The following is a 19,041-nucleotide window of genomic DNA, read 5'->3' as shown; positions in this document are numbered from 1 at the left end:
GGCACCTACCAAAGCGCTGTCCCTTGCGTTGGTAGAGGCCGACCTTGGTCGGCGCTTTGTTCCGGCGTGTGCCAACCAAGGTTGCCACCTACCGAAGCGGTTCGCGGTGGGCCGGGCGATCAACCCGCCTGCACCCGGTTCTTGCCCTGCCGCTTGGCCGCATACAGCGCGTCATCCGCGCGCCGCAGCAGCGCTTCGGTGTCATCGCCCGGCTGCCATTGCGCCAGCCCGGCGCTGAAATGCACCGGCACGCGCTGGTCCTGCACGGTCAGCACGCGGTGTGCCAGTGAACGCTGCAGGCGCTGCACGGTGGCCATGCTGTCGGCGCCCTGGGTCTCTGGCAGCACCAGCACGAACTCGTCGCCACCCAGCCGCGCGATGCCATCGGTGGCGCGCAGCAGCAGCTTGCAGACGGCTACCAGGTGCTGCAGCAGTGCATCGCCACCGGCATGGCCATGTGCATCGTTGGTCTGGTGGAAATCATCCAGGTCGATCACCGCCACGCCCAGCGGCGAGTTGTTGCGCGCGGCGCGGGCCAGTTCACGTTGCAGCAGTTCGTCCAGGCCGCGGCGGTTCAGCGCCTGGGTCAGTGGATCGATGCGCGCCAGGTCACCGGCGGCACGTAGTTCCTGCTCCAGCTCGGCGATGCGCTGCTCTGCACGCTCCACTTCCTGCCGCGCGTTGGCCAGGTGATCGCGCGCCTGCGCGGCCTGCTGCTGCACCTTGCCGGTGTCGCGCATCACGTCCTGCAGCAGCTGGTTGAGGTCGGCGATGCTGCGCGCCTCGCGCAGCTGCAGTGCATAGCTGCCAATGCGGTCGTGGTATTCGCCGGTGCTGGTGGCCATGCCATCCATGCGCTCGATGAATTCGCCCATCAGCCCGCGCATCGCCGCCTTCGAATCGTCGATGCCTTGGCGCAGCAGCCCCTGCTTGTAGATCACTTCGCGCAGTTCGGCGCGGGTGCGCTCGACCGCTTCAGCTTCCAGCGGACCATCCAGCAACTGGCGCACCGCCGCGATCTGGCCCTGCAGCCAGCTGCGGTCATCCAGCAGCTCGCTCACGTTCTCCAGCAGCAGCGCGAACAGTTCCAGCAGCAGCGCCTGCTGCTCCTGCCAGCTCTCGGCACGCACGCCGACCTGGTGGCCGAGTTCGCGCACACCCTGTTCGATCGGCTCCAATGCGGTACCCGGCTGCCACTGGCGCAGGCGCGTGGCCAATGCCTGTGCCTGCTCGCGCAGATCCGGGTCGTGCTGCAGCAGGGCCACCACGGCGCCGCCCAGCAGCAACCGCAGCTGCTCCGACAGGCGCAGGCTTTCCGGCTGCCCATCCGGGGAATGCTGCTCGATGGTGCGGATGTACTTGTCGATCAGCTGCCGCATCGCGCGCCCGTAGCGCGGCCAATCGGCACTGGCCTGCGCCGACTGCAGGCGGTCGCCCATGTCACCCAGTTCACCGGGCAGGGTGGCCATGCCGTTGGCGAACGCGGCCAGCAGCGGCTCCGGCGCGTCGGCACCAGCAAACAGCTGCTGCAGTGCCACACCACCACCGCCCTGCAGCACCACCCGGTCACCCAGGCCATCGTCCACCACCGCGCGCACGCGTGCCGGCGGCCCAAGGGCGGTACCGGGGGCAGGGCGGTGGTCGGGCTGGTCCGTCATCGAGCAAATCCTGGGGCTGGCAGGGACTGGTTCCAGCATATCGGCGCGGCCGCCGACGGCTTGAACGGCTAGGATGGGCGACAGGATGCCGCAGTGGAGGTGGTGATGCGCGTGATGTTGCTGGGGGCGACCGGCCTGGTCGGCGGGCTGACCCTGTCCAGGCTGCTGGACGACCCGCGCTGCAGCGCCGTGATCGCGCCGACCCGCCGCCCGTTGGCTGTGGCCCATGCCAAGCTGGAGAATCCAGTGCTGGCCTTCGATGCGTTGCCTGGCGCGCCCGAGTGGGCACGCGTGGACGCGGTCATCTGTGCGCTCGGCAGCACCATCGCCCAGGCCGGCAGCCGTGAGGCCTTCCATCGCATCGACCACGACTACCCGCTGGCGTTCGCCCGGCTGGCGCAGGCGCAGGGTGCGCAGACCTATGTGCTGAATTCCGCAGCCGGTGCCAACCCGCAATCGTCGATCTTCTACAGCCGGGTGAAGGGTGAGCTGGAGCGTGACCTGCGCGCGCTGGGCTTCAACTCGTTGACCCTGGTCCGCCCCGGGCTGATCGGGGGCGAGCGCACCGAGGTGCGACGTGGCGAGCGCCTGGCGCTGATGGTGCTGGGTGCTTTGGGGCCGATGTTGCCACGGGCGTGGCGGATCAACCCGGCCAGCGAGATCGCCAAGGCACTGGTCGAGGCCGCGCTGGCCCCGCAGCCGGGTGAGCACGTGGTGGCATCGCGCGCACTGGTCGGCTGATGTCGCGTGCGCTGCGCCTGACCCAGTTGCTGCAGCTGCTGCGCCGCCATCGACGGCCGGTGGCCGGGCAGGTGCTGGCCGAAGCGCTGGGTATCAGCCTACGCACGCTGTACCGCGATATCGAAACGTTACGCGAACAGGGTGCCGACCTGCGTGGTGAGGCCGGCGTTGGCTACCAGCTGGCGCCGAGCGACACCCTGCCACCGATGACCCTGCCACCGGCCGAGATCGATGCGCTGGTGCTCGGCCTGCGCTGGGTCGCCGCGCGCACCGAGCCGGCGCTGGCCGAGGCCGCACGCGATGCCCTGGCGCGTATCGCGCATGTGTTGCCCGCAGCGCGGCGCGAGGCCTTGCGTGACAGTGGCCTGCGGGTGGGCCCTTCGCGTGCGGCGGCCAAGGTTCCCCCAGCTCGTCTGCAGGCCGTGCGAGAGGCTGTCGGTTCACAGCAGCGCCTGAAGTTCGGCTACGAGGACGCGCACGGCCAGCGCAGCGAGCGGATCGTCTGGCCGTTCGCGCTGGGCTACTTCGATGAGGTGCCGATGCTGGCGGCGTGGTGCGAGCGCCGCGAGGATTTCCGCCATTTCCGTCTGGACCGCATCCGCCAGGCGCGTGTGCTGGAGGATCACTACCTCGTGCCACGCGCCACCCTGCTGCGACGCTGGCAGAAGGCGCAGGGCATCGCCCCGGACTGGCTGGACCGTTCGTAGCGTCGAGCGTGCTCGACTGCTTCTGCGCTTCGCTTCCTGCTTCTGGGGGAGGGGGCCTTCGCTCTTTGCTTCTGGTAGGGGTCGAGCTTGCTCGACCGCCTTTGATCTTCGCGAACATCAGTCGAGCAAGCTCGACCTCTATCAGGGCAGGGGCAACAGCAGTCGGGCACGCTCGACGCTACTGACAGAATCTGTCAGCAGGGCCGTACCACCATGAGCGCTCCCAACAACGGAGCTTCCCCATGTTCACGCCCAGCACCCTGCTGCAGTACGTGCGCGACGTCGCCGCCAGCGCCACCTTCTACAGCGGCATCCTCGGCAAGCCGCCGGTCGAGCAGTCGCCCGGCTTCGCCCTGTTCCTGCTCGGCGATGGCGCCGCACTGGGCTTGTGGCAGCGCGACGACGTGCAACCGCCGGTGTCCGCACAGGCCGGTGCCGCCGAACTGGCGATGGTGGTCGCCAACCCGGAGGCCGTGCAGCAGATGCACGATGCGTGGCGCGGGCTCGGCGTGCGGATTCTGCAGGCACCGGTGACCCTGGAATTCGGCCACACCTTCGTCGGTGCCGATCCGGATGGCCATCGCCTGCGTGTCTATAGCCGCGCCGAGGGCATGGTCGCGCGCGATTGATTCAGGGAGGGAGCCGGTACTGGCGGGCTCCTCGACCTACCCTTGCTTCTGTGCTGCTTCGATGACGATTGAAAATGTCTCGTCGTCTTCCGAATCCCACTCAATGGCCAGCTGGGCCAGCTCTGCGACCACATCGCGGCCGGGGTTGCACCGCCTGAGTTCCTTGATGAACTGCCGTATCTGACGGGGTGTCAGTTCACAACCTGGATAATCAAACAGATTGAGCGCGGCATCTGAAGAACGGTCCAGCAGTTCAGGTGCGAGGATGGAGTAGGCTTTGATGTAGCGGGAGAACGGAATATCCGACAGGAAGTTGTCCGTTGCAGTCATGATCGACGCATCATGTGGTGGGTCGCGAAGAAATTCCCTCATGACTGCCAGGACGACCTCTACTGACGGTGGTTTCGTCAGAGGCCGATAGAAGTGGTTGGCGTATGCGCAGCAGCCTTCGTGGGTGATCGCAGCATCCGATAGCGTTGCCAGCGTTGAGATCCAAGCATCAGCGTCCAGCGGCGCAGCCGGTTCGGCGTCTCGTTGTTGATCGTTCTTGGCGATGAGCGCCCGGACGATGGGCTCGCCATTGCGCCATGACTGCAGACGAGAATCGATAATCGCGTACACCTGCTCCTGCTTGTCCCACATGGTTTCCGGCGAAGGCATGTCGCTTTGCGGAAAAAGGGAGAAGAAATCCGAGGAATAGGGGGCGCGCTTGCAGAAGTAGCGAATGGTAAATTCCAGCAATTCCGGGTCGAACGCAGATCCGGGAATCTCGTCCTGGAAAGCAGCTTTGATGCATGCCAAGGCATCCGCCAGTGAGGGGGCGGCTGCCACCGTAGACCCTACCGATGCGTCAAGGAGCGCGCGATTTCGAGCGAGCCAGCGCAGGAAGATGATGTCGAGAACCCAATTCCTGTCCGTGGGATCCTCATCCCTCGTCAGCAGTAATAAGAACGGGGAGGCACGGAAAATATCATCGCCCGCCTTCAGGATTTCTTCGATTGTGGGTGCTTTCTCCAGCATGGGAACTCGACGTCTCAAGAGAAGCTCAATGCTATCGAGCTGCTCTGGGGAATCCATGCAACTATTCTCAAAGTGCTCTCTTGCGCTCTCGACCGATCGACGGAGAGCCCTGTAGATCCACGCCATGCGTGGATGGAGCGCGACGGAGCAGGCACAAAAAAACGCCGGGCAATGCCCGGCGTTTCTCTAATTCATGTGCCAACCAAGGTTGGCACCTACCGGTCAGGTGGCCGATCAGCTGGCCAGTGCCAGGTCGTCCATCATCGCGCGCAGGAAGCGTGCTGCTTCGCCGCCGGTGGCCGCGCGGTGGTCGAAGGTGACCGACAGCGGGATCACCTTGTGCGCTTCCACGCCGCCCATCACCGGGGTCATCTGGTGGCGGGCACGGCCGGCACCGACGATGGCCACGCACGGCGGCACCACGACCGGGGTCGCGTAGCGGCCGGCGAACATGCCGAAGTTGGACAGCGAGATGGTGTAGCCGCTCAGTTCCGAGGCGGCGATGGAACGCGATTCCACTTGCTCGCGCAGGCGGTTGACGCCTTCGCGGATGCCACGTGCATCGAGCATGTCGGCATTGCGCAACGCCGGCACGAACAGGCCGTCGTCGGTGTCCACGGCGATGCCGATGTCCACCTGCGCGTGCAGGGTACGGGTCAGCGCTTCACCGTCGAACCAGGCGTTCATCGCCGGCACCTTCTGTGCGGCGACCACGATCGAACGCACCAGGCGCGCGGTGACGTCGTTGCCCGGCAGCCAGGCGTGGATGTCGGCATCGTCGTTCAGCGTGGTCGGCACGACCTTGCTGTGCGCATCGGCCATCACGCGCGCCATGTTGCGGCGCACGCCCTTCAGCGGTTCCGGCTGGCCCTTGGCGACCACGCCCGGCGGCTGGGTACGCATCGGCTTGCCGGCGGCGGACAGCGGGGTGCGCGCTTCGCTCTGCACCGGGGCAGACACCTGCGCCGGGGCCGGCGCGGCATAGGCAGCAGCGGCAGCCGGTGCCGGAGCAGCGCCGAGCTTGGCGGTGCCGTTGGCGGCGGCCTGCTTGACGTCGGCCATGGTCACCGCGCCATCGGTGCCGGTAGCGGCCACGCGGCTCAGATCCACGCCCAGCTTGCGCGCCATCGCACGCACGGCCGGCACGGCCTTGACGCCACCGACGGCCAGCGCCTGTTCGGCATGCACGGCGTTGGAGCTCTGCATGGCGCCGACCACGGTACCGGCGTCGTCACGCTCGGCGGCGGCCGGCTTGGCTTCCTCCGCAGCGACCGGCGCAGCCGGCAGCGGCGGCGGGGTCGGTGCCGCGGCCGGTGCCGCATGGCCGTGGCTGTGGCCGGTGTCCTGGCCATCCGCGCGCTGCGGCAGGTTGGGGTCCAGTTCGAAGCTGGCCAGCACCGAGCCGGTCGGGATGATGTCGCCGGCAGCGCCGGACAGCTTCAGCACCTTGCCGGAGAACGGCGACGGCACCTCGACGACGGCCTTGGCGGTCTCCATCGAGACCAGCGGCTCGTCCAGCTTGATCACATCGCCTTCCTTGACGAACCACTCGACGATGGTCGCGTCCGGCAGGCCTTCGCCCAGGTCGGGCAGGTTGAAGTTCTTGGTCTGGCTCATTTGCAGTTCTCTTCCAGCAGTTCCAGTTCGCGGGCCGGCAGCCAACCCGTCGCGCCATTGGCGCGCTCGGACCACCACCACCCGCCGTGTTCGTGATGAAGCTTCACCATCTCGCCGCTTTCCACATCCAGCTCGCGGGCGTCGTAGTCGCACAGCGCTTCGGCGCGACCCTCGTCCAGCAGCTGCAACCAGGCGATGGGCGCCCATCCAGCGCGCCCATCGTTGGTGCGTACCCAGGCAAACGCCGGCCATTCCTCGTCACGGACACCTACTTCGACGATCTGGCCGGTGTGGAACCGGAGCGGGTTGGGATACTGGCTGCGGTAAGCCCCCAGAAGGCGGGCCCGCATGTCAGCCGGCCGCCACCGCGCGCTTGGCCGCAGCCACGATCCGCTCAACGCTCGGCAGGTACTTCATTTCCAGGCGGAACAGCGGAATGTGGGTGTCGTAGCCAGTGACGCGCTCGACCGGGGCCAGCAGGTCGTAGATCGATTCCTCGGCCAGGCGCGCGGCGATCTCGGCGCCGAAGCCCGCGGTCTTCGGGGCCTCCTGCACGATCACGCAGCGGCCGGTCTTGGCCACCGATTCGGCGATGGTGGCGAAGTCCAGCGGACGCAGCGTGGCCACGTCGATGACTTCGGCACTGATGCCTTCGCCGGCCAGCTTGTCGGCCGCTTCCAGCGCTTCCTTCACCTGCGCGCCCCAGGTCACCAGGGTCACGTCGGTGCCATCGCGCAGCACAAAGCAGACGTCCAGCGGCAAGGCTTCGCCGTCGTTGACGACTACTTCCTTGTACTGGCGGTAGATGCGCTTGGGCTCCATGTAGATCACCGGATCCGGCTCGCGGATCGCGGCCAGCAGCAGGCCGTAGGCGCGCTGCGGCGACGACGGCAGCACCACGCGCAGGCCCGGCACGTTGGTGAAGATCGCCTCGTTGGCTTCGCTGTGGTGTTCCGGCGCGCGGATGCCACCGCCCCACGGCACGCGCAGCACCATCGGGCAGTGCAGGCGGCCACGGGTGCGGTAACGCAGGCGGGCGGCGTGGCAGACGATATGGTCGACCATCGGGTACATGAAACCGTCGAACTGGGCCTCGGCCACCGGCTTCATGCCCTGCGCCGCCAGACCGATGGTCAGGCCGGCGATGGTGGTTTCATCCAGCGGGGTGTCGAGGATGCGTTCGGAGCCGAAGCGCTGCTGCAGGCCGGCGGTGGCGCGGAACACGCCGCCGTTGACGCCCACGTCCTCGCCCAGCACCAGCACCGACGGGTCGTGCTCCAGCTCCCAGGCCAGTGCCTGGGTGATGGCTTCGATCAGGGTGATGGGGGTGGTGGTCATGCTCTCTTCTCCGCGCGCGACGGCGGCGCTGTCGGCGGCGTTGGTGTGCGCGCCGGGCGCGCCGTTCTTGATCTCATCCATGGCGCTTCTCCAGGGCGATCGCCTGGGCACGCTGGGCCAGCAGGTCCGGCGGCGGATCGGCATACAGGAAGTCGAACATCGCCTCGACCGGCTGCACCGGCGTGTTGAGGTACAGGTTCACTTCCTCGTCCACGCGGGTGCCGCACTCGGCGACCCACGCGGTTTCCTCTTCTTCGCTCCACACACCGGCGTTGATCAGGTACTTGCGCAGGCGCAGCATCGGCTCGCGCTGCCAGGCATCCTTCACTTCGGCGTCGTCGCGGTAGCGGCGCGCGTCATCGGCGGTGGTGTGGTCGGACAGGCGGTAGGTCATCAGTTCCAGCACGGTGCCACCGTTGCCGGCCAGCGCACGTTCGCGCGCCTGCTCCATCGCCGCCAGCACTGCGATCAGGTCGTTGCCGTCCACCTGCAGGCAGTGCAGGCCGCCGGCCAGGCCCTTCTGCGCCAGCGTTTCGGCACCGGTCTGGGCCGAACGCGGAACCGAGATGGCCCAGCCGTTGTTGACGATGCACAGGATCAGCGGCAGCTTATAGGCGCCGGCCGAATTCAGTGCCGCGTAGAAGTCGGTCTTGGAGCTGCCGCCGTCGCCACACACGGCCACCGCGATCTGCGGTTCCTTGTTGAGCTTGAACTTCAGCGCAGCGCCTGCGGCGTGCAGGCACTGGGTGGAAATCGGCACGCAGAACGGGAAGTCCTTGGCCGCGTTGCCGCCGTAATCGTTGCCGCGTTCGTCGCCGCCCCAGTACATCAGCACGTCGTGCGGGCGCACGCCACGCATGAACATCGCGCCATACTCGCGGTACGAAGGTGCGAACACGTCGTCCTTCTGCATCGCAGCGCCGATGCCCACGTGCGCGGCTTCATGGCCCAGGCAGGCGGCGTAGGTGCCGAGCTTGCCGGTGCGCTGCAGCGCGATGGATTTGCTGTCGAACGTACGTACGAACAGCATCTGCTTGAACAGCGGTACCAGGACCTTGGGGTCGCGCAGCGACGCGGGCAGGTCATCGCGGACGAGCTTGCCGTCCGTATCCAGGTACTGCAGGTATTCGATCTTGAATTCAGCGGCAACCGTCATTGCGTACTGCACCTTCGACAGAGAAGTTACAAATGATATGAATCGCCATGTTAAGGAACGCGTACGGAATAGCCTTCCTGCGCCGCAACACGGCGATTCCCCGTTTTACCCCTGCCGGCGGGTGGGGGGCCAATAACAACAACGTATTCAGTCGTTGCTGCAAAGCATCAGAATACGCCTCTGGCTGACCGCCAGTACAACGGCCTGGGCGGTTCCACGCGCAGGCCTGGTATCGGCCGATGCTCCACGGCCAACCGCACGCCCGAGTATGGACCCGGCGGCTGCCAGCGCGGCGGCAACGCGCTACCCTTGCCGCCCCCGATCTGGTCCCGCCCATGTCCGTCGACAACAACCAACGCGATCTCGAAGCCGGCATCCACACCGACCTGCAGGGACGCCTGACCTATGGCGGCTACCTGCGGCTGGACCAGCTGCTCAGCGCGCAGCAGCCGCTGTCCAGCCCGCCGCACCACGACGAGATGCTCTTCATCATCCAGCATCAGACCTCGGAGCTGTGGCTGAAGCTGCTGGGCCATGAGCTGCGTGCCGCAATCGGCTTCCTGCAGCGCGATGAAGTCTGGCAGTGCCGCAAGGTGCTGGCGCGCAGCAAGCAGGTGCTGCGCCAGCTGACCGAGCAGTGGTCGGTGCTGGAAACGCTGACCCCGTCCGAGTACATGGGCTTCCGCGACGTGCTGGGCCCGTCGTCGGGCTTCCAGTCGCTGCAGTACCGCTACATCGAGTTCCTGCTGGGCAACAAGAACGCGCAGATGCTGCAGGTGTTCGAGCACGACCCGGCCGGCCAGGCGCAGCTGCGCACGGCACTGGAAGCGCCGAGCCTGTACGAGGAATTCCTGAAGTACCTGACCCGTTTCGGCCACGCCGTCCCGGCGGTGTACGAGGCCCACGACTGGACCCAGCCGCATGTGGCCGATGACGCACTGCAGCCGGTCTTCGAACGCATCTACCAGGACACCGATCGCTACTGGCGCGAGTATTCGCTGTGCGAGGACCTGGTGGACCTGGAGACCGCCTTCCAGCTGTGGCGATTCCGACACATGCGCACCGTGATGCGGGTGATCGGCTTCAAGCGCGGCACGGGCGGCTCGTCCGGCGTGGGCTTCCTGGCCAAGGCGCTGGAACTGACCTTCTTCCCCGAACTGTTCCAGGTGCGGACCAGCCTGCAGGCCGGGCCCCCGGCAGAAGAGGGCTGATCCGTATTCAGCTTGGATCCCGGCCGGCGGCTGGATCGTTTCAGATGCAAGTTCAGGGAGCAGGCTGGCACCTGCCTCAAACGGCGTGTATTTGACGTGAACGCCAGAAGTCGGTGATCCTCGCGCGTTGCTCCAACTGCACATCGGACGTGCTCGTCATCCACCGAACCAGGAAATCCGCATGAGCGTAAACGCCACTGCGAACACCCCAGAGCCGGCGCTGCCGGACTTCAAGACCACGCTGGGCCACCCGCGCCCGTTGTGGATGCTGTTCATGACCGAGTTCTGGGAGCGCTTTGCGTTCTATGGCATCCGCTGGGCCTTGGTGCTGTACATCGTCGCCCAGTTCTACAACGGCAGCGCTGCCGGTGAAGGCGACGCCAGCCGCATCTACGGCGCCTACCTGGCCCTGGTGTATGCCGCAGCGATCTTCGGTGGCTACGTGGCCGACCGGGTACTGGGTTACCAGCGATCGATCCTGACCGGCGCGATCATCATGGCCGCCGGCCTGTTCATGATCTCGCTGCCGCAGGAGCACATCTTCAAGCTCGGCCTGGCCACGATCATCGTCGGCAACGGCCTGTTCAAGCCCAACATCTCGACCATGGTCGGCAAGCTGTATGGCCTGAAGGACGAGCGCCGTGATTCGGGCTTCACCATCTTCTACATGGGCATCAACATCGGCGCGATGATCGCCCCGGTGCTGACCGAGTACCTGGCCCGCAAGGTCTTCGGTACCGACGCGATGCCGTCCTACAAGGTCGTGTTCATCGCCTCGGGCGTGGGCATGCTGATTTCGCTGGTGTGGTTCTACATCGGTCGTGCCGGCCTGAAGGGCATCGGTGCACCGCCGGCCGGCGCTGAAGGCTTCGGCCGCATCATCATGGTGCTGGCCGGTGCCGTGGTCGCCATCCCGGTCGCCTACTTCCTGCTGGCCACCGGCGCCACCGCACTGGCCTGGATCCTGGGCGCGATGTTCACCGCGCTGGCCATCCTGCTGCTGGTCGAGGGCATCCGCGAAGGCAAGGTGCAGCGCGACCGCGTGATCGCGATGCTGATCATCTTCGCCTTCAACGTGATGTTCTGGATGTTCTTCGAGCAGGCCGGCAGCTCGTTCACCTTCCTGGCCGAGAACATCGTCAACCGCCAGATGGGTGACTGGACCTTCCCGACCGCGTGGTTCCAGTCGGTCAACTCGGTGGCCATCATCACCCTGGCGCCGATCATCGCCTGGATCTGGGTGGCCCTGGGCCGCGCCAACCCGTCCATTCCGCGCAAGTTCGGCCTCGGCCTGCTGTTCAACGGCGCCGCCTTCGCCCTGCTGATGTACGCGCTGTCGCAGATGGTCGTGGACGGCAAGATCCCGTTCTGGACCCTGTTCATGGTCTACGTCATCCAGTCGGTGGGTGAGCTGTGCCTGTCGCCGATCGGCCTGTCGATGGTGACCAAGCTGGCCCCGGTGCGCCTGGTCGGCTTCGGCATGGGTGGCTGGTTCCTGTCCACCGGCATCGGCAACAACCTGTCGGGCATCTTCGCTGGCGTGGTCAGTGGTGAAGGCGGCATGACGGTCGAGTCGGCCCTGAAGGGGTATACCTTCGGGTTCTGGGCCCTGATCGGCTCCGGCGTGGTGCTGTTCCTGGTCGCCCCGCTGATCAACAAGCTGATGCACGGCGTCAAATGATGATGAGAGGGTAGTAGGCATGCGCAGCAAGCTCGGTGGTGCAGTGGTGGTGGTCTGTGTGGCGCTGATCGGCGCCTGTTCCCAACCGCAACCGCCTGCCGCCGCCGAGCCTACGCAGCCTCTGGATACCCGACCCACCGAGCCACCGGTCGCTGACCCCAGCGAACCGGTGGCCTCGGGCAACACCCCGGTGGCGGCGGACATCGCCGCCATCGCAGGGCTCGGCGCGCAGTTCGACCCGGCCCGCAACCCCGCCGACGACCTGGCCACCGCCAAGGTGGAAGCCCAGCGCGGCAAGAAGCGCATCCTGCTCGAGGTCGGCAACGCCGCCTGCGAGCGCTGCCGGGCGCTGGACGAGGTGGTGGAAGGCAACGGCGACCTGCGCCGCTTCCGCGATGCCCACTACGTGTGGGTGAAGGTCAACGCCAGCGACGAACAGCCCAACACCGCTTTCTTCGCCCAGTTCCCGATGATGGAACGCGACTACCCGTACCTGCTGGTACTCGATGCCGATGGCGGACTGCTGGTGTCGCAGGCGACCGGCGAGCTGCGCAAGGGCGAAGCCTTCCAGCCCGCGCGCGTGACCGCGTTCCTCAAGCAGTGGGCACCTGACAAACCGGAATAGGGTAGTGCCGGCCGCTTCGGTGGATGCCGACCGCTGACCGCCACCCCCGTTGGGTGCCGACCGTTGGTCGGCACTGAGGCACATCCACGCGTGACGTGGGTCGATTGCGCGCGCCGTCACACTCTCTGAAACGGCGTCTCAACTTCATCGCACGTACGCCGTTACCGGCAAGGACCTCAGTCGACATCCCGTCGATGCAACCTTCCGGAACGCCCATGCACAGCGACCACGCCGAACGACTGCCCGAACCTGCCAGCGACCTGGCCGAGGCTGGGGCAGGCGAGGGCGTGACCCTGCCGCCGCAGGAGGCGTTGCTGGATGACGCCGGTACCGGCGAGGACACCGTTGAACTGGCACCGCCGCGTCACCGCCTGCCGCAGATCGCGCTGCCCGACAACGTGGTGCTGAAGGGGGCGGTGCAGAAACTGGTCGAGCAGAAATCACGGCTCGATGCATTGGCCGCCGACGGCCAGCTGGCCGGGCTGCTGCCGCCGGAATGGCAGGGCCAAGGCGTGCGTGCGATCGAACTGTCCACGTTCATCCAGGGCGTGCTGCCGTTCCTGCAACCCGGCGAACGTGGCGAAACCGCGCCCGCGCGCCTGCCGGTGCGCCACGTGCTGGGAGACGACAGCCGCTGGGGCTTGGAGGATGTCGCCGAACCGAAATCGCTGGCCTGGTACCTGGCCAGTGACGAACGCGCTACCGTCGGCAGCAAGGACGTGGCCGAGGCCTATCTGGTGGGTGCACTCGGTCTGGCGTGGATGCAGGAAGGGCGCAGCCGTCCTGGCTTCCTGCGCGCGATGGGCCAGGACAGCCTGGCCGCGGGGGTGACCATGCTCGGCTACCCGCCGGCCAACGAACTGGCGCTGTACAGCGTCACCGCGCACGGCCAGCCGCAGATCTGGTGCGTGCATGGCCGCCGCCGCATGCGCCCGCTGGTGGCGCCGTGGCTGAGCGTGCCGCTGCTGACCGCCTATGGCGTGCCGGCGCCGGTTGCGTGGCCGTCCAGTTTCCCGCCGGTGGAGGCGGTGGCCGAACTGCTGGCGACCGCACGGCAGGGGCGTGCGCTACCGGAGGTGGACCTGGGCAAGGTCGTGGCGAAAATCGCCGAAGACACCGCGTCTGACGCCTGGCAGCCGGTCAGCCTGCTGCAGCTCAACACCTGGTCACCGCGTTGGCACTTCTTCCTGGGCACCTTCGTCGGCCTGCCGTCGCTGCTGCTGGTGGCTGCTGCGCTGGCGCTGCCGGGCGCGGTCGAAGCGGCCACGGTTGCCGCATCGCTGGGCTTCGCCGGCGGTGCCATCGCTGCGCTGGCGGTGCCGTGGATCCATGCGCGGCGCAAGCATCTGAGCTGAAGCATGAGCGCCATCCACGCGCGGCGTGGATCTACAGGGGGCCGGGTGCCGCGGTCTGCAGCTTTTGCCGGGCCCGCTCCATGGCGGTCTGCAGTCTTTGCTTGAGGACCTTACGAGAGGGCAGCGTGGTCAGGTATTCCGCAACATGGATGCCTGAGCGATCCAGCTCCAGCAATTCGATCTGACCCGCCTTTTTCCCCGTGCAGAGGATGATGCCCAACGGCGCCTGCTCGCCGTCCTCACGTTCGTAGCGGTCCAGCCAGCGCAGGTAGAGTTCCATCTGCCCTTTATAGGCGGGCTTGAACTCGCCGATCTTCAGCTCGATAGCGATCAGCCTGCGCAGACGCCGGTTGTAGAACAGCAGGTCAAGGTGGAAGTCATCGCCGTCGATCTGGATGCGCTTCTGGCGGGCGACGAAACTGAAGCCCGTGCCAAGTTCGAGCAGGAAGCCCTGCATCTCGCGAAGGATCGCGCTTTCAAGGTCCTGCTCGTCCCAGCTGTCCTTCAGGCCAAGAAAATCCAGGACGTAGGGATCACGCAGTACCAGCCCTGGAGACAGCTGCTGGTTGCCACGCAGTGCCGCCAACTCATCGGCGATGGTCTGCTCGGGTTGACTGGAAAGCGCCGTGCGCTCGTACAACATCGAATCGATGCGCTGGCGCAGCATGCGCACACTCCAGCCCTCGGTGGCGGCCATCTGCGCATAGAAGTCACGCTTGAGCGGATCCGCCAGGGGGATCAGTGCGATGAAGTGGGTCCAGCTCAATTGTCGTATCAGCGATACGACAATCTGCTCGTCCGCAAATGCGGTGGAGAACTGCACCATCCGGCGCAGGCTCTTTTCACCGAAGGAGGTACCGAATTCGGTCGTCAGCGCCTTGGCTATCCGGGTGAAGACAAGCTCTCCGTAGCGGGCCCGTCGGCCCCTCAACTGATCAGCGTGGATGCGCCGCCCGATCCGCCAGTACAACAGCGTGAGCTCGCTGTTGATGGTTCTGTGCATCCTGTTGCGCGCCGCGCAGATCAGCTCTCTGAGATCGGCCAGCAATTTCTGGCCATGCGGCAGCGTTGAATGCGAGTCATCCATGAGGGGGCCCGTCCGATGTGGATCCATGGCCGGGCTGATACCCGTTGAACGTTTACCGTCAGGCCGCACACGTGAGCAGTCCAATAGGAGAATTCACTGGATCAGCCCGTTTCGATACACCAGCCTGGCGGAAACGGGCCGTATCGGGCCAATGCGGAAATGTCGCCGGGCGAGGGCGACACTTCAGGACGGGATCTGCGGGGGGGGAATGCGTCCGATGGCATCGTTTGCGGTCGGTCCGCAGTCCGCCAAAGAGCGGGTCCCGTCAGATCAAAGGGGGCGGACGACAATCGCCCAGCCACTGTTCCGCTGCCGGTCGGGGTCGGAACCCGCGATCTGGGGGCCAAAACGACTTAATCCCCTCCGTCCCCTTTTTCTCTTTCAGACCCCTTCGCCCATCCGCTCCAGGCCTTCGCCGGCCAGGCGAAGGATCAGTCTTTCCAGCACCTGCTCTTCCTCTTCGCTCAGCACCGACATCAGTTTGCGGGTGATCTCGATCACCATCGGCGCGATGGTCTCGTACACCTCGAAGCCGGCCGCCGACAGCGCCAGCACCGAGCGGCGGCGGTCGTCGCCGTGGGTCTCGCGCTTGATGAAGCCGCGCTCCAGCAGGCGCGCCACGGCACGGCTGACCGCCACCTTGTCCATCGCCGTGCGGTCGGAGACCTCGCTGGCCGAGGAGCCCGGGTACAGCGCCAGGATGGTGATCACCCGCCACTCGGGAATCGCCAGACCGTAACGATCGCCGTATAGCTTGGCGATGTTGCCGCTGACCCGGTTGGACAGCACGCTCAGCCGGTACGGCAGGAACTGTTCCAGGTCGAGCAGGACGTGCGAGGAACGCAGGCGGGTCGAAACGGGATCGGCGGGGCTCATGTTGCGGTGCACCTTGCTGGTGGTTTCAAGTGTAACTATAAGGGGTAGGTCCAGACCCTGCATTCTCGCCGGGTCCCTACCTGCCCGCACCTGGTTTGTACCGATGCGGTACCGATTCGGAGCCACGCCATGAATACCGCAGTCCCGACCGCCTCGCACCCCAACCCCGGCATGCAGGTCACCACCTTCGAGAACCCGATGGGCATCGACGGCTTCGAGTTCGTCGAATTCGCCGCCCCGGCCGGCCGTGGCCAGGAGCTGCACGAGTACTTCCGGAAGATGGGCTTCAGCGCGGTGCTCAAGCACAAGCAGCGTCCGATTACCGTCTATCGCCAGGGCGACGTCAACTTCCTGGTCAACGAAGACCCCGATTCGTTCGCCTCGGACTTCGCCGAAAAGCACGGCCCGTGCGCCTGCGGCTTCGCCATCCGCTTCAAGAAGCCGGGCCAGGAGGTCTACCAGACCGCGCTGGGCAACGGCGCCGAAGCCATCGCCTTCAAGCCGGACAGCAAGGCGGTCAACGCGCCGGTCATCAAGGGCATCGGCGACTGCATGCTGTACCTGGTCGACCGCTACGGCAGCGCTGGCAGCATCTTCGACGGCGACTACGAGCCGATCGCCGGTGCCGACCTGCACCCGGTGGGCTTCGGCCTGACCTTCATCGACCACCTGACCCACAACCTGTACTTCGGCAACATGCAGCAGTGGTCGGACTACTACGAACGCCTGTTCAACTTCCGCGAGATCCGCTACTTCGACATCAAGGGCCTGAAGACCGGCCTGGTGTCCAAGGCGATGACCGCGCCGGACGGCATCGTGCGCATTCCGCTGAATGAATCGTCCGACCCGAAGAGCCAGATCAACGAGTACCTGGACGCGTACAAGGGCGAAGGCATCCAGCACATCGCCTGCTTCACCGAGAACATCTACGAGACCGTCGAAGCGATGCGTGCGCAGGGCGTGGACTTCCTCGACACGCCGGAGACCTACTTCGACGTGATCGATCAGCGCGTGCCGAACCACGGTGAAGACGTGGCGCGCCTGGCCAAGAACAAGATCCTGATCGACGCTGATCCGGAAACCCACCAGCGCAAGCTGCTGCAGATCTTCACCCAGAACTGCATCGGCCCGATCTTCTTCGAGATCATCCAGCGCAAGGGCAACGAAGGCTTCGGCGAAGGCAACTTCACCGCGCTGTTCGAAAGCATCGAGCGCGATCAGATCCGCCGCGGCGTGCTGTAACGTTCAACGGTAGCGCCGGGTCATGCCCGGCGCCTGCTCATCTGTAGAGCCGAGCCATGCTCGGCTGCTTCCCGTTCCGGTCTCGCCGTTCTTCAGGAGCCCCCATGTCCACCGCCATCACCACCCGCGGCTACCAGTCCGGTTTCGGCAACGAATTCGCCACCGAGGCCGTCGCCGGCGCGCTGCCGGTCGGGCAGAACTCGCCGCAGAAGGTGGCCCACGGCCTGTACGCCGAACAGCTGACCGGCACCGCCTTCACCGCGCCGCGCGGCAGCAACCGCCGCAGCTGGCTGTACCGGATCCGCCCGGCGGTGACCCATGGCGAATTCACGCCGTTCGCGCAGTCGCAGCTGCAGTGTGATTTCGGCGCTCAGCCTGCTTCGCCGAACCAGCTGCGCTGGAGCCCGCTGCCGCTGCCGGAACTGCCGACCGACTTCGTCGAGGGCCTGTACACGATGGGCGGCAACGGCTCGCCCGATGCGCATGCCGGCGTGGGCATCCACCTCTACGCCGCCAACCGCGACATGGTCGGCCGCTACTTCTACGATGCCGATGGCGAGCTGCTGATCGTGCCGCAGCTGGGCGGCCTGCGCCTGCTGACCGAGCTGGGCGTGATCGAGATCGAGCCGCAGCAGATCGCGGTGATCCCGCGCGGCGTGCGCTTCCGCGTCGAACTGCCCGATGGCCCGAGCCGCGGCTATATCTGCGAAAACTACGGTGCGCTGCTGAAACTGCCGGACCTCGGTCCGATCGGGTCCAACGGCCTGGCCAACCCGCGCGACTTCGAAACCCCGCACGCGGCGTTCGAGGATGTCGACGGTGATTTCGAACTGATCGCCAAGTTCGAGGGCCGCCTGTGGCGTGCGCCGATCGACCATTCGCCGCTGGACGTGGTGGCCTGGCATGGCAATTACGCGCCGTACCGCTACGACCTGCGCCGCTTCAACACCATCGGTTCGATCAGCTACGACCACCCGGATCCGTCGATCTTCCTGGTGCTGCATTCGCCCAGCGACACGCCCGGCACCAGCAACATGGACTTCGCGATCTTCCCGCCACGCTGGCTGGTGGCGCAGAACACGTTCCGTCCGCCGTGGTTCCATCGCAACATCGCCAGCGAGTTCATGGGCCTGGTGCATGGCGCCTACGATGCCAAGGCAGAGGGCTTCGTGCCGGGTGGCGCGTCGCTGCACAACTGCATGAGCGGCCACGGCCCGGACGCGCCGACCTTCGACAAGGCTTCCAATGCGGACCTGTCCAAGGCCGATGTGATCAAGGACACGATGGCCTTCATGTTCGAGACCCGCGCGGTGATCCGCCCGACCGCACAGGCGCTGGCCGCCGGCCATCGCCAGGGCGATTACCAGCAGTGCTGGAACGGCCTGCGCAACAACTTCCGGTCGTCCCGCTAGCTTGGTGGGTGCCGACCTTGGTCGGCACGGATCCTGATCGCATCCACGCCATGCGTGAATGTTCTCCGCCGGAACCTGCGCTTACGCCACCTCGACGAACGCGTCGCAGTGCTCCAGCGGCAGCGCTTCCAGCAGGCGTTGGCGCACGCGCTGGCAGTAGCCCTCCGAGGTCAGCCCGGGCAGCAACTGCATGGCCGAGTGCAGCACCTGCAGTACTTCACTTTCGGCGCGTGCCTGCTGCAGGTCGCGGAACAGCGCCGCCGCCTGCGGATGGCGCTGCATTTCCAGGATGCCCAGCACGTAGATGCGCGCAGCTACCAGCGAGCGGCGGCGCTCCACTGCGGTGGCCGGAGTTGCCGCAGGTGCCGCGGCTGGTGGTGCGGGCGGAACCGGCGCTGCCGCGGGTGCCGGCGACGGCGGTGCGGCCGTGGCGGCAGTACCGGTGCTCAGGTACCCCGCCTGTACAAGCTGGATGACCATCGCAGGTGCGTCCTGGCCGAGCAGGCCGGTCAGGTCGGCAATGGTGCGCTGGCCGTCGCACAGGATCAGCAGCCGGCGCTGGCGCATGTCCAGCGGCGCGCGGTGGGCCTGCAGCGCGGTTCGGGCGAGATCGGTCTTGCGCGGTTGCATGGAAGGGACGGCCAGGTCGGTGCTCGCCGAGCCTGAACGAAGGCGATGAAACCGCG

At 66.3% G+C, this 19,041-nt stretch carries 18 protein-coding genes; 9 read left to right on the top strand and 9 right to left on the bottom strand.

What is annotated here, in order from left to right; translation table 11 throughout:
- Nucleotides 1-119: 119 nt before the first annotated feature.
- Complete coding sequence (locus ACZK4Z_RS20960; RefSeq protein ID WP_164161331.1) at nucleotides 120-1,658, bottom strand: GGDEF domain-containing protein; 1,539 nt, start codon at nucleotides 1,656-1,658, stop codon at nucleotides 120-122.
- A 105-nt stretch (nucleotides 1,659-1,763) separates the two neighbouring features.
- On the opposite strand from ACZK4Z_RS20960, the gene ACZK4Z_RS20955 reads away from it, so the two are divergent.
- The 3 genes from ACZK4Z_RS20955 to ACZK4Z_RS20945 all read left to right on the top strand — a co-directional run bounded on the left by ACZK4Z_RS20955 (nucleotide 1,764) and on the right by ACZK4Z_RS20945 (nucleotide 3,735).
- On the top strand, nucleotides 1,764-2,399 hold the full coding sequence (locus ACZK4Z_RS20955; RefSeq protein WP_185749960.1) for a Rossmann-fold NAD(P)-binding domain-containing protein: 636 nt from the start codon (nucleotides 1,764-1,766) through the stop codon (nucleotides 2,397-2,399).
- Nucleotides 2,399-3,106, top strand: a complete 708-nt coding sequence (locus ACZK4Z_RS20950; RefSeq protein WP_125894241.1) for a helix-turn-helix transcriptional regulator — start codon at nucleotides 2,399-2,401, stop codon at nucleotides 3,104-3,106. The genes ACZK4Z_RS20955 and ACZK4Z_RS20950 overlap by 1 nt, the downstream gene beginning before the upstream one ends.
- 242 nt (nucleotides 3,107-3,348) lie before the next feature.
- Nucleotides 3,349-3,735, top strand: coding sequence for a VOC family protein (locus ACZK4Z_RS20945; RefSeq protein WP_125894239.1), 387 nt, complete (start codon nucleotides 3,349-3,351; stop codon nucleotides 3,733-3,735).
- Nucleotides 3,736-3,771: 36 nt separating this feature from the next.
- Here ACZK4Z_RS20945 and ACZK4Z_RS20940 read toward each other — a convergent pair whose 3' ends face one another.
- From ACZK4Z_RS20940 to pdhA, 5 genes are all read right to left on the bottom strand, one after another.
- Nucleotides 3,772-4,755: a hypothetical protein gene (locus ACZK4Z_RS20940; protein WP_260467341.1), complete on the bottom strand. Its 984-nt coding sequence runs from the start codon at nucleotides 4,753-4,755 to the stop codon at nucleotides 3,772-3,774.
- Between the two features lie 234 nt (nucleotides 4,756-4,989).
- Nucleotides 4,990-6,372, bottom strand: a complete 1,383-nt coding sequence (locus tag ACZK4Z_RS20935) for a dihydrolipoamide acetyltransferase family protein (protein ID WP_125894237.1) — start codon at nucleotides 6,370-6,372, stop codon at nucleotides 4,990-4,992.
- Nucleotides 6,369-6,722 carry an SH3 domain-containing protein gene (locus ACZK4Z_RS20930; RefSeq protein WP_005411349.1) on the bottom strand — a complete coding sequence of 118 codons (354 nt, stop codon included), beginning with the start codon at nucleotides 6,720-6,722 and terminating at the stop codon, nucleotides 6,369-6,371. The genes ACZK4Z_RS20935 and ACZK4Z_RS20930 overlap by 4 nt, the downstream gene beginning before the upstream one ends.
- 1 nt (nucleotide 6,723) lies before the next feature.
- Complete coding sequence (locus tag ACZK4Z_RS20925) at nucleotides 6,724-7,791, bottom strand: alpha-ketoacid dehydrogenase subunit beta (RefSeq protein WP_019338598.1); 1,068 nt, start codon at nucleotides 7,789-7,791, stop codon at nucleotides 6,724-6,726.
- Complete coding sequence (gene pdhA, locus ACZK4Z_RS20920) at nucleotides 7,784-8,866, bottom strand: pyruvate dehydrogenase (acetyl-transferring) E1 component subunit alpha (protein ID WP_049461216.1); 1,083 nt, start codon at nucleotides 8,864-8,866, stop codon at nucleotides 7,784-7,786. The genes ACZK4Z_RS20925 and pdhA overlap by 8 nt, the downstream gene beginning before the upstream one ends.
- 335 nt (nucleotides 8,867-9,201) lie before the next feature.
- Here pdhA and ACZK4Z_RS20915 point away from each other — a divergent pair, with 335 nt between their 5' ends.
- From ACZK4Z_RS20915 to ACZK4Z_RS20900, 4 genes are all read left to right on the top strand, one after another.
- Nucleotides 9,202-10,077, top strand: coding sequence for a tryptophan 2,3-dioxygenase (locus ACZK4Z_RS20915; protein ID WP_125894235.1), 876 nt, complete (start codon nucleotides 9,202-9,204; stop codon nucleotides 10,075-10,077).
- Between the two features lie 181 nt (nucleotides 10,078-10,258).
- A complete protein-coding gene (locus tag ACZK4Z_RS20910) occupies nucleotides 10,259-11,758 on the top strand; it encodes a peptide MFS transporter (RefSeq protein WP_032127146.1) in 1,500 nt (499 codons plus the stop codon).
- A 19-nt stretch (nucleotides 11,759-11,777) separates the two neighbouring features.
- A complete protein-coding gene (locus ACZK4Z_RS20905; RefSeq protein WP_125894233.1) occupies nucleotides 11,778-12,383 on the top strand; it encodes a thioredoxin family protein in 606 nt (201 codons plus the stop codon).
- A gap of 215 nt (nucleotides 12,384-12,598) precedes the next feature.
- Entirely contained in the window at nucleotides 12,599-13,738 is a 1,140-nt protein-coding gene (locus tag ACZK4Z_RS20900; RefSeq protein ID WP_125894231.1) for a hypothetical protein, read from the top strand.
- Nucleotides 13,739-13,769: 31 nt separating this feature from the next.
- Here ACZK4Z_RS20900 and ACZK4Z_RS20895 read toward each other — a convergent pair whose 3' ends face one another.
- Both ACZK4Z_RS20895 and ACZK4Z_RS20890 read right to left on the bottom strand, forming a co-directional pair.
- On the bottom strand, nucleotides 13,770-14,825 hold the full coding sequence (locus ACZK4Z_RS20895) for a PDDEXK nuclease domain-containing protein (protein ID WP_125894229.1): 1,056 nt from the start codon (nucleotides 14,823-14,825) through the stop codon (nucleotides 13,770-13,772).
- A gap of 381 nt (nucleotides 14,826-15,206) precedes the next feature.
- On the bottom strand, nucleotides 15,207-15,701 hold the full coding sequence (locus ACZK4Z_RS20890; RefSeq protein ID WP_125894227.1) for a MarR family winged helix-turn-helix transcriptional regulator: 495 nt from the start codon (nucleotides 15,699-15,701) through the stop codon (nucleotides 15,207-15,209).
- A gap of 129 nt (nucleotides 15,702-15,830) precedes the next feature.
- Here ACZK4Z_RS20890 and hppD point away from each other — a divergent pair, with 129 nt between their 5' ends.
- Both hppD and hmgA read left to right on the top strand, forming a co-directional pair.
- A complete protein-coding gene (gene hppD / locus ACZK4Z_RS20885) occupies nucleotides 15,831-16,943 on the top strand; it encodes a 4-hydroxyphenylpyruvate dioxygenase (protein ID WP_182266825.1) in 1,113 nt (370 codons plus the stop codon).
- Between the two features lie 104 nt (nucleotides 16,944-17,047).
- Complete coding sequence (hmgA, locus tag ACZK4Z_RS20880) at nucleotides 17,048-18,355, top strand: homogentisate 1,2-dioxygenase (protein WP_125894225.1); 1,308 nt, start codon at nucleotides 17,048-17,050, stop codon at nucleotides 18,353-18,355.
- An 81-nt stretch (nucleotides 18,356-18,436) separates the two neighbouring features.
- Here the strand turns inward: hmgA and ACZK4Z_RS20875 are convergent, their stop codons facing one another.
- A complete protein-coding gene (locus ACZK4Z_RS20875) occupies nucleotides 18,437-18,985 on the bottom strand; it encodes a hypothetical protein (RefSeq protein ID WP_125894223.1) in 549 nt (182 codons plus the stop codon).
- Nucleotides 18,986-19,041 lie beyond the last annotated feature (56 nt).

It is taken from the genome of Stenotrophomonas sp. 71799_Sma (assembly GCF_056482505.1).
Note: the sequence above shows the minus strand (reverse complement) of the source record. Positions and strands in the feature narration are given on the sequence as shown.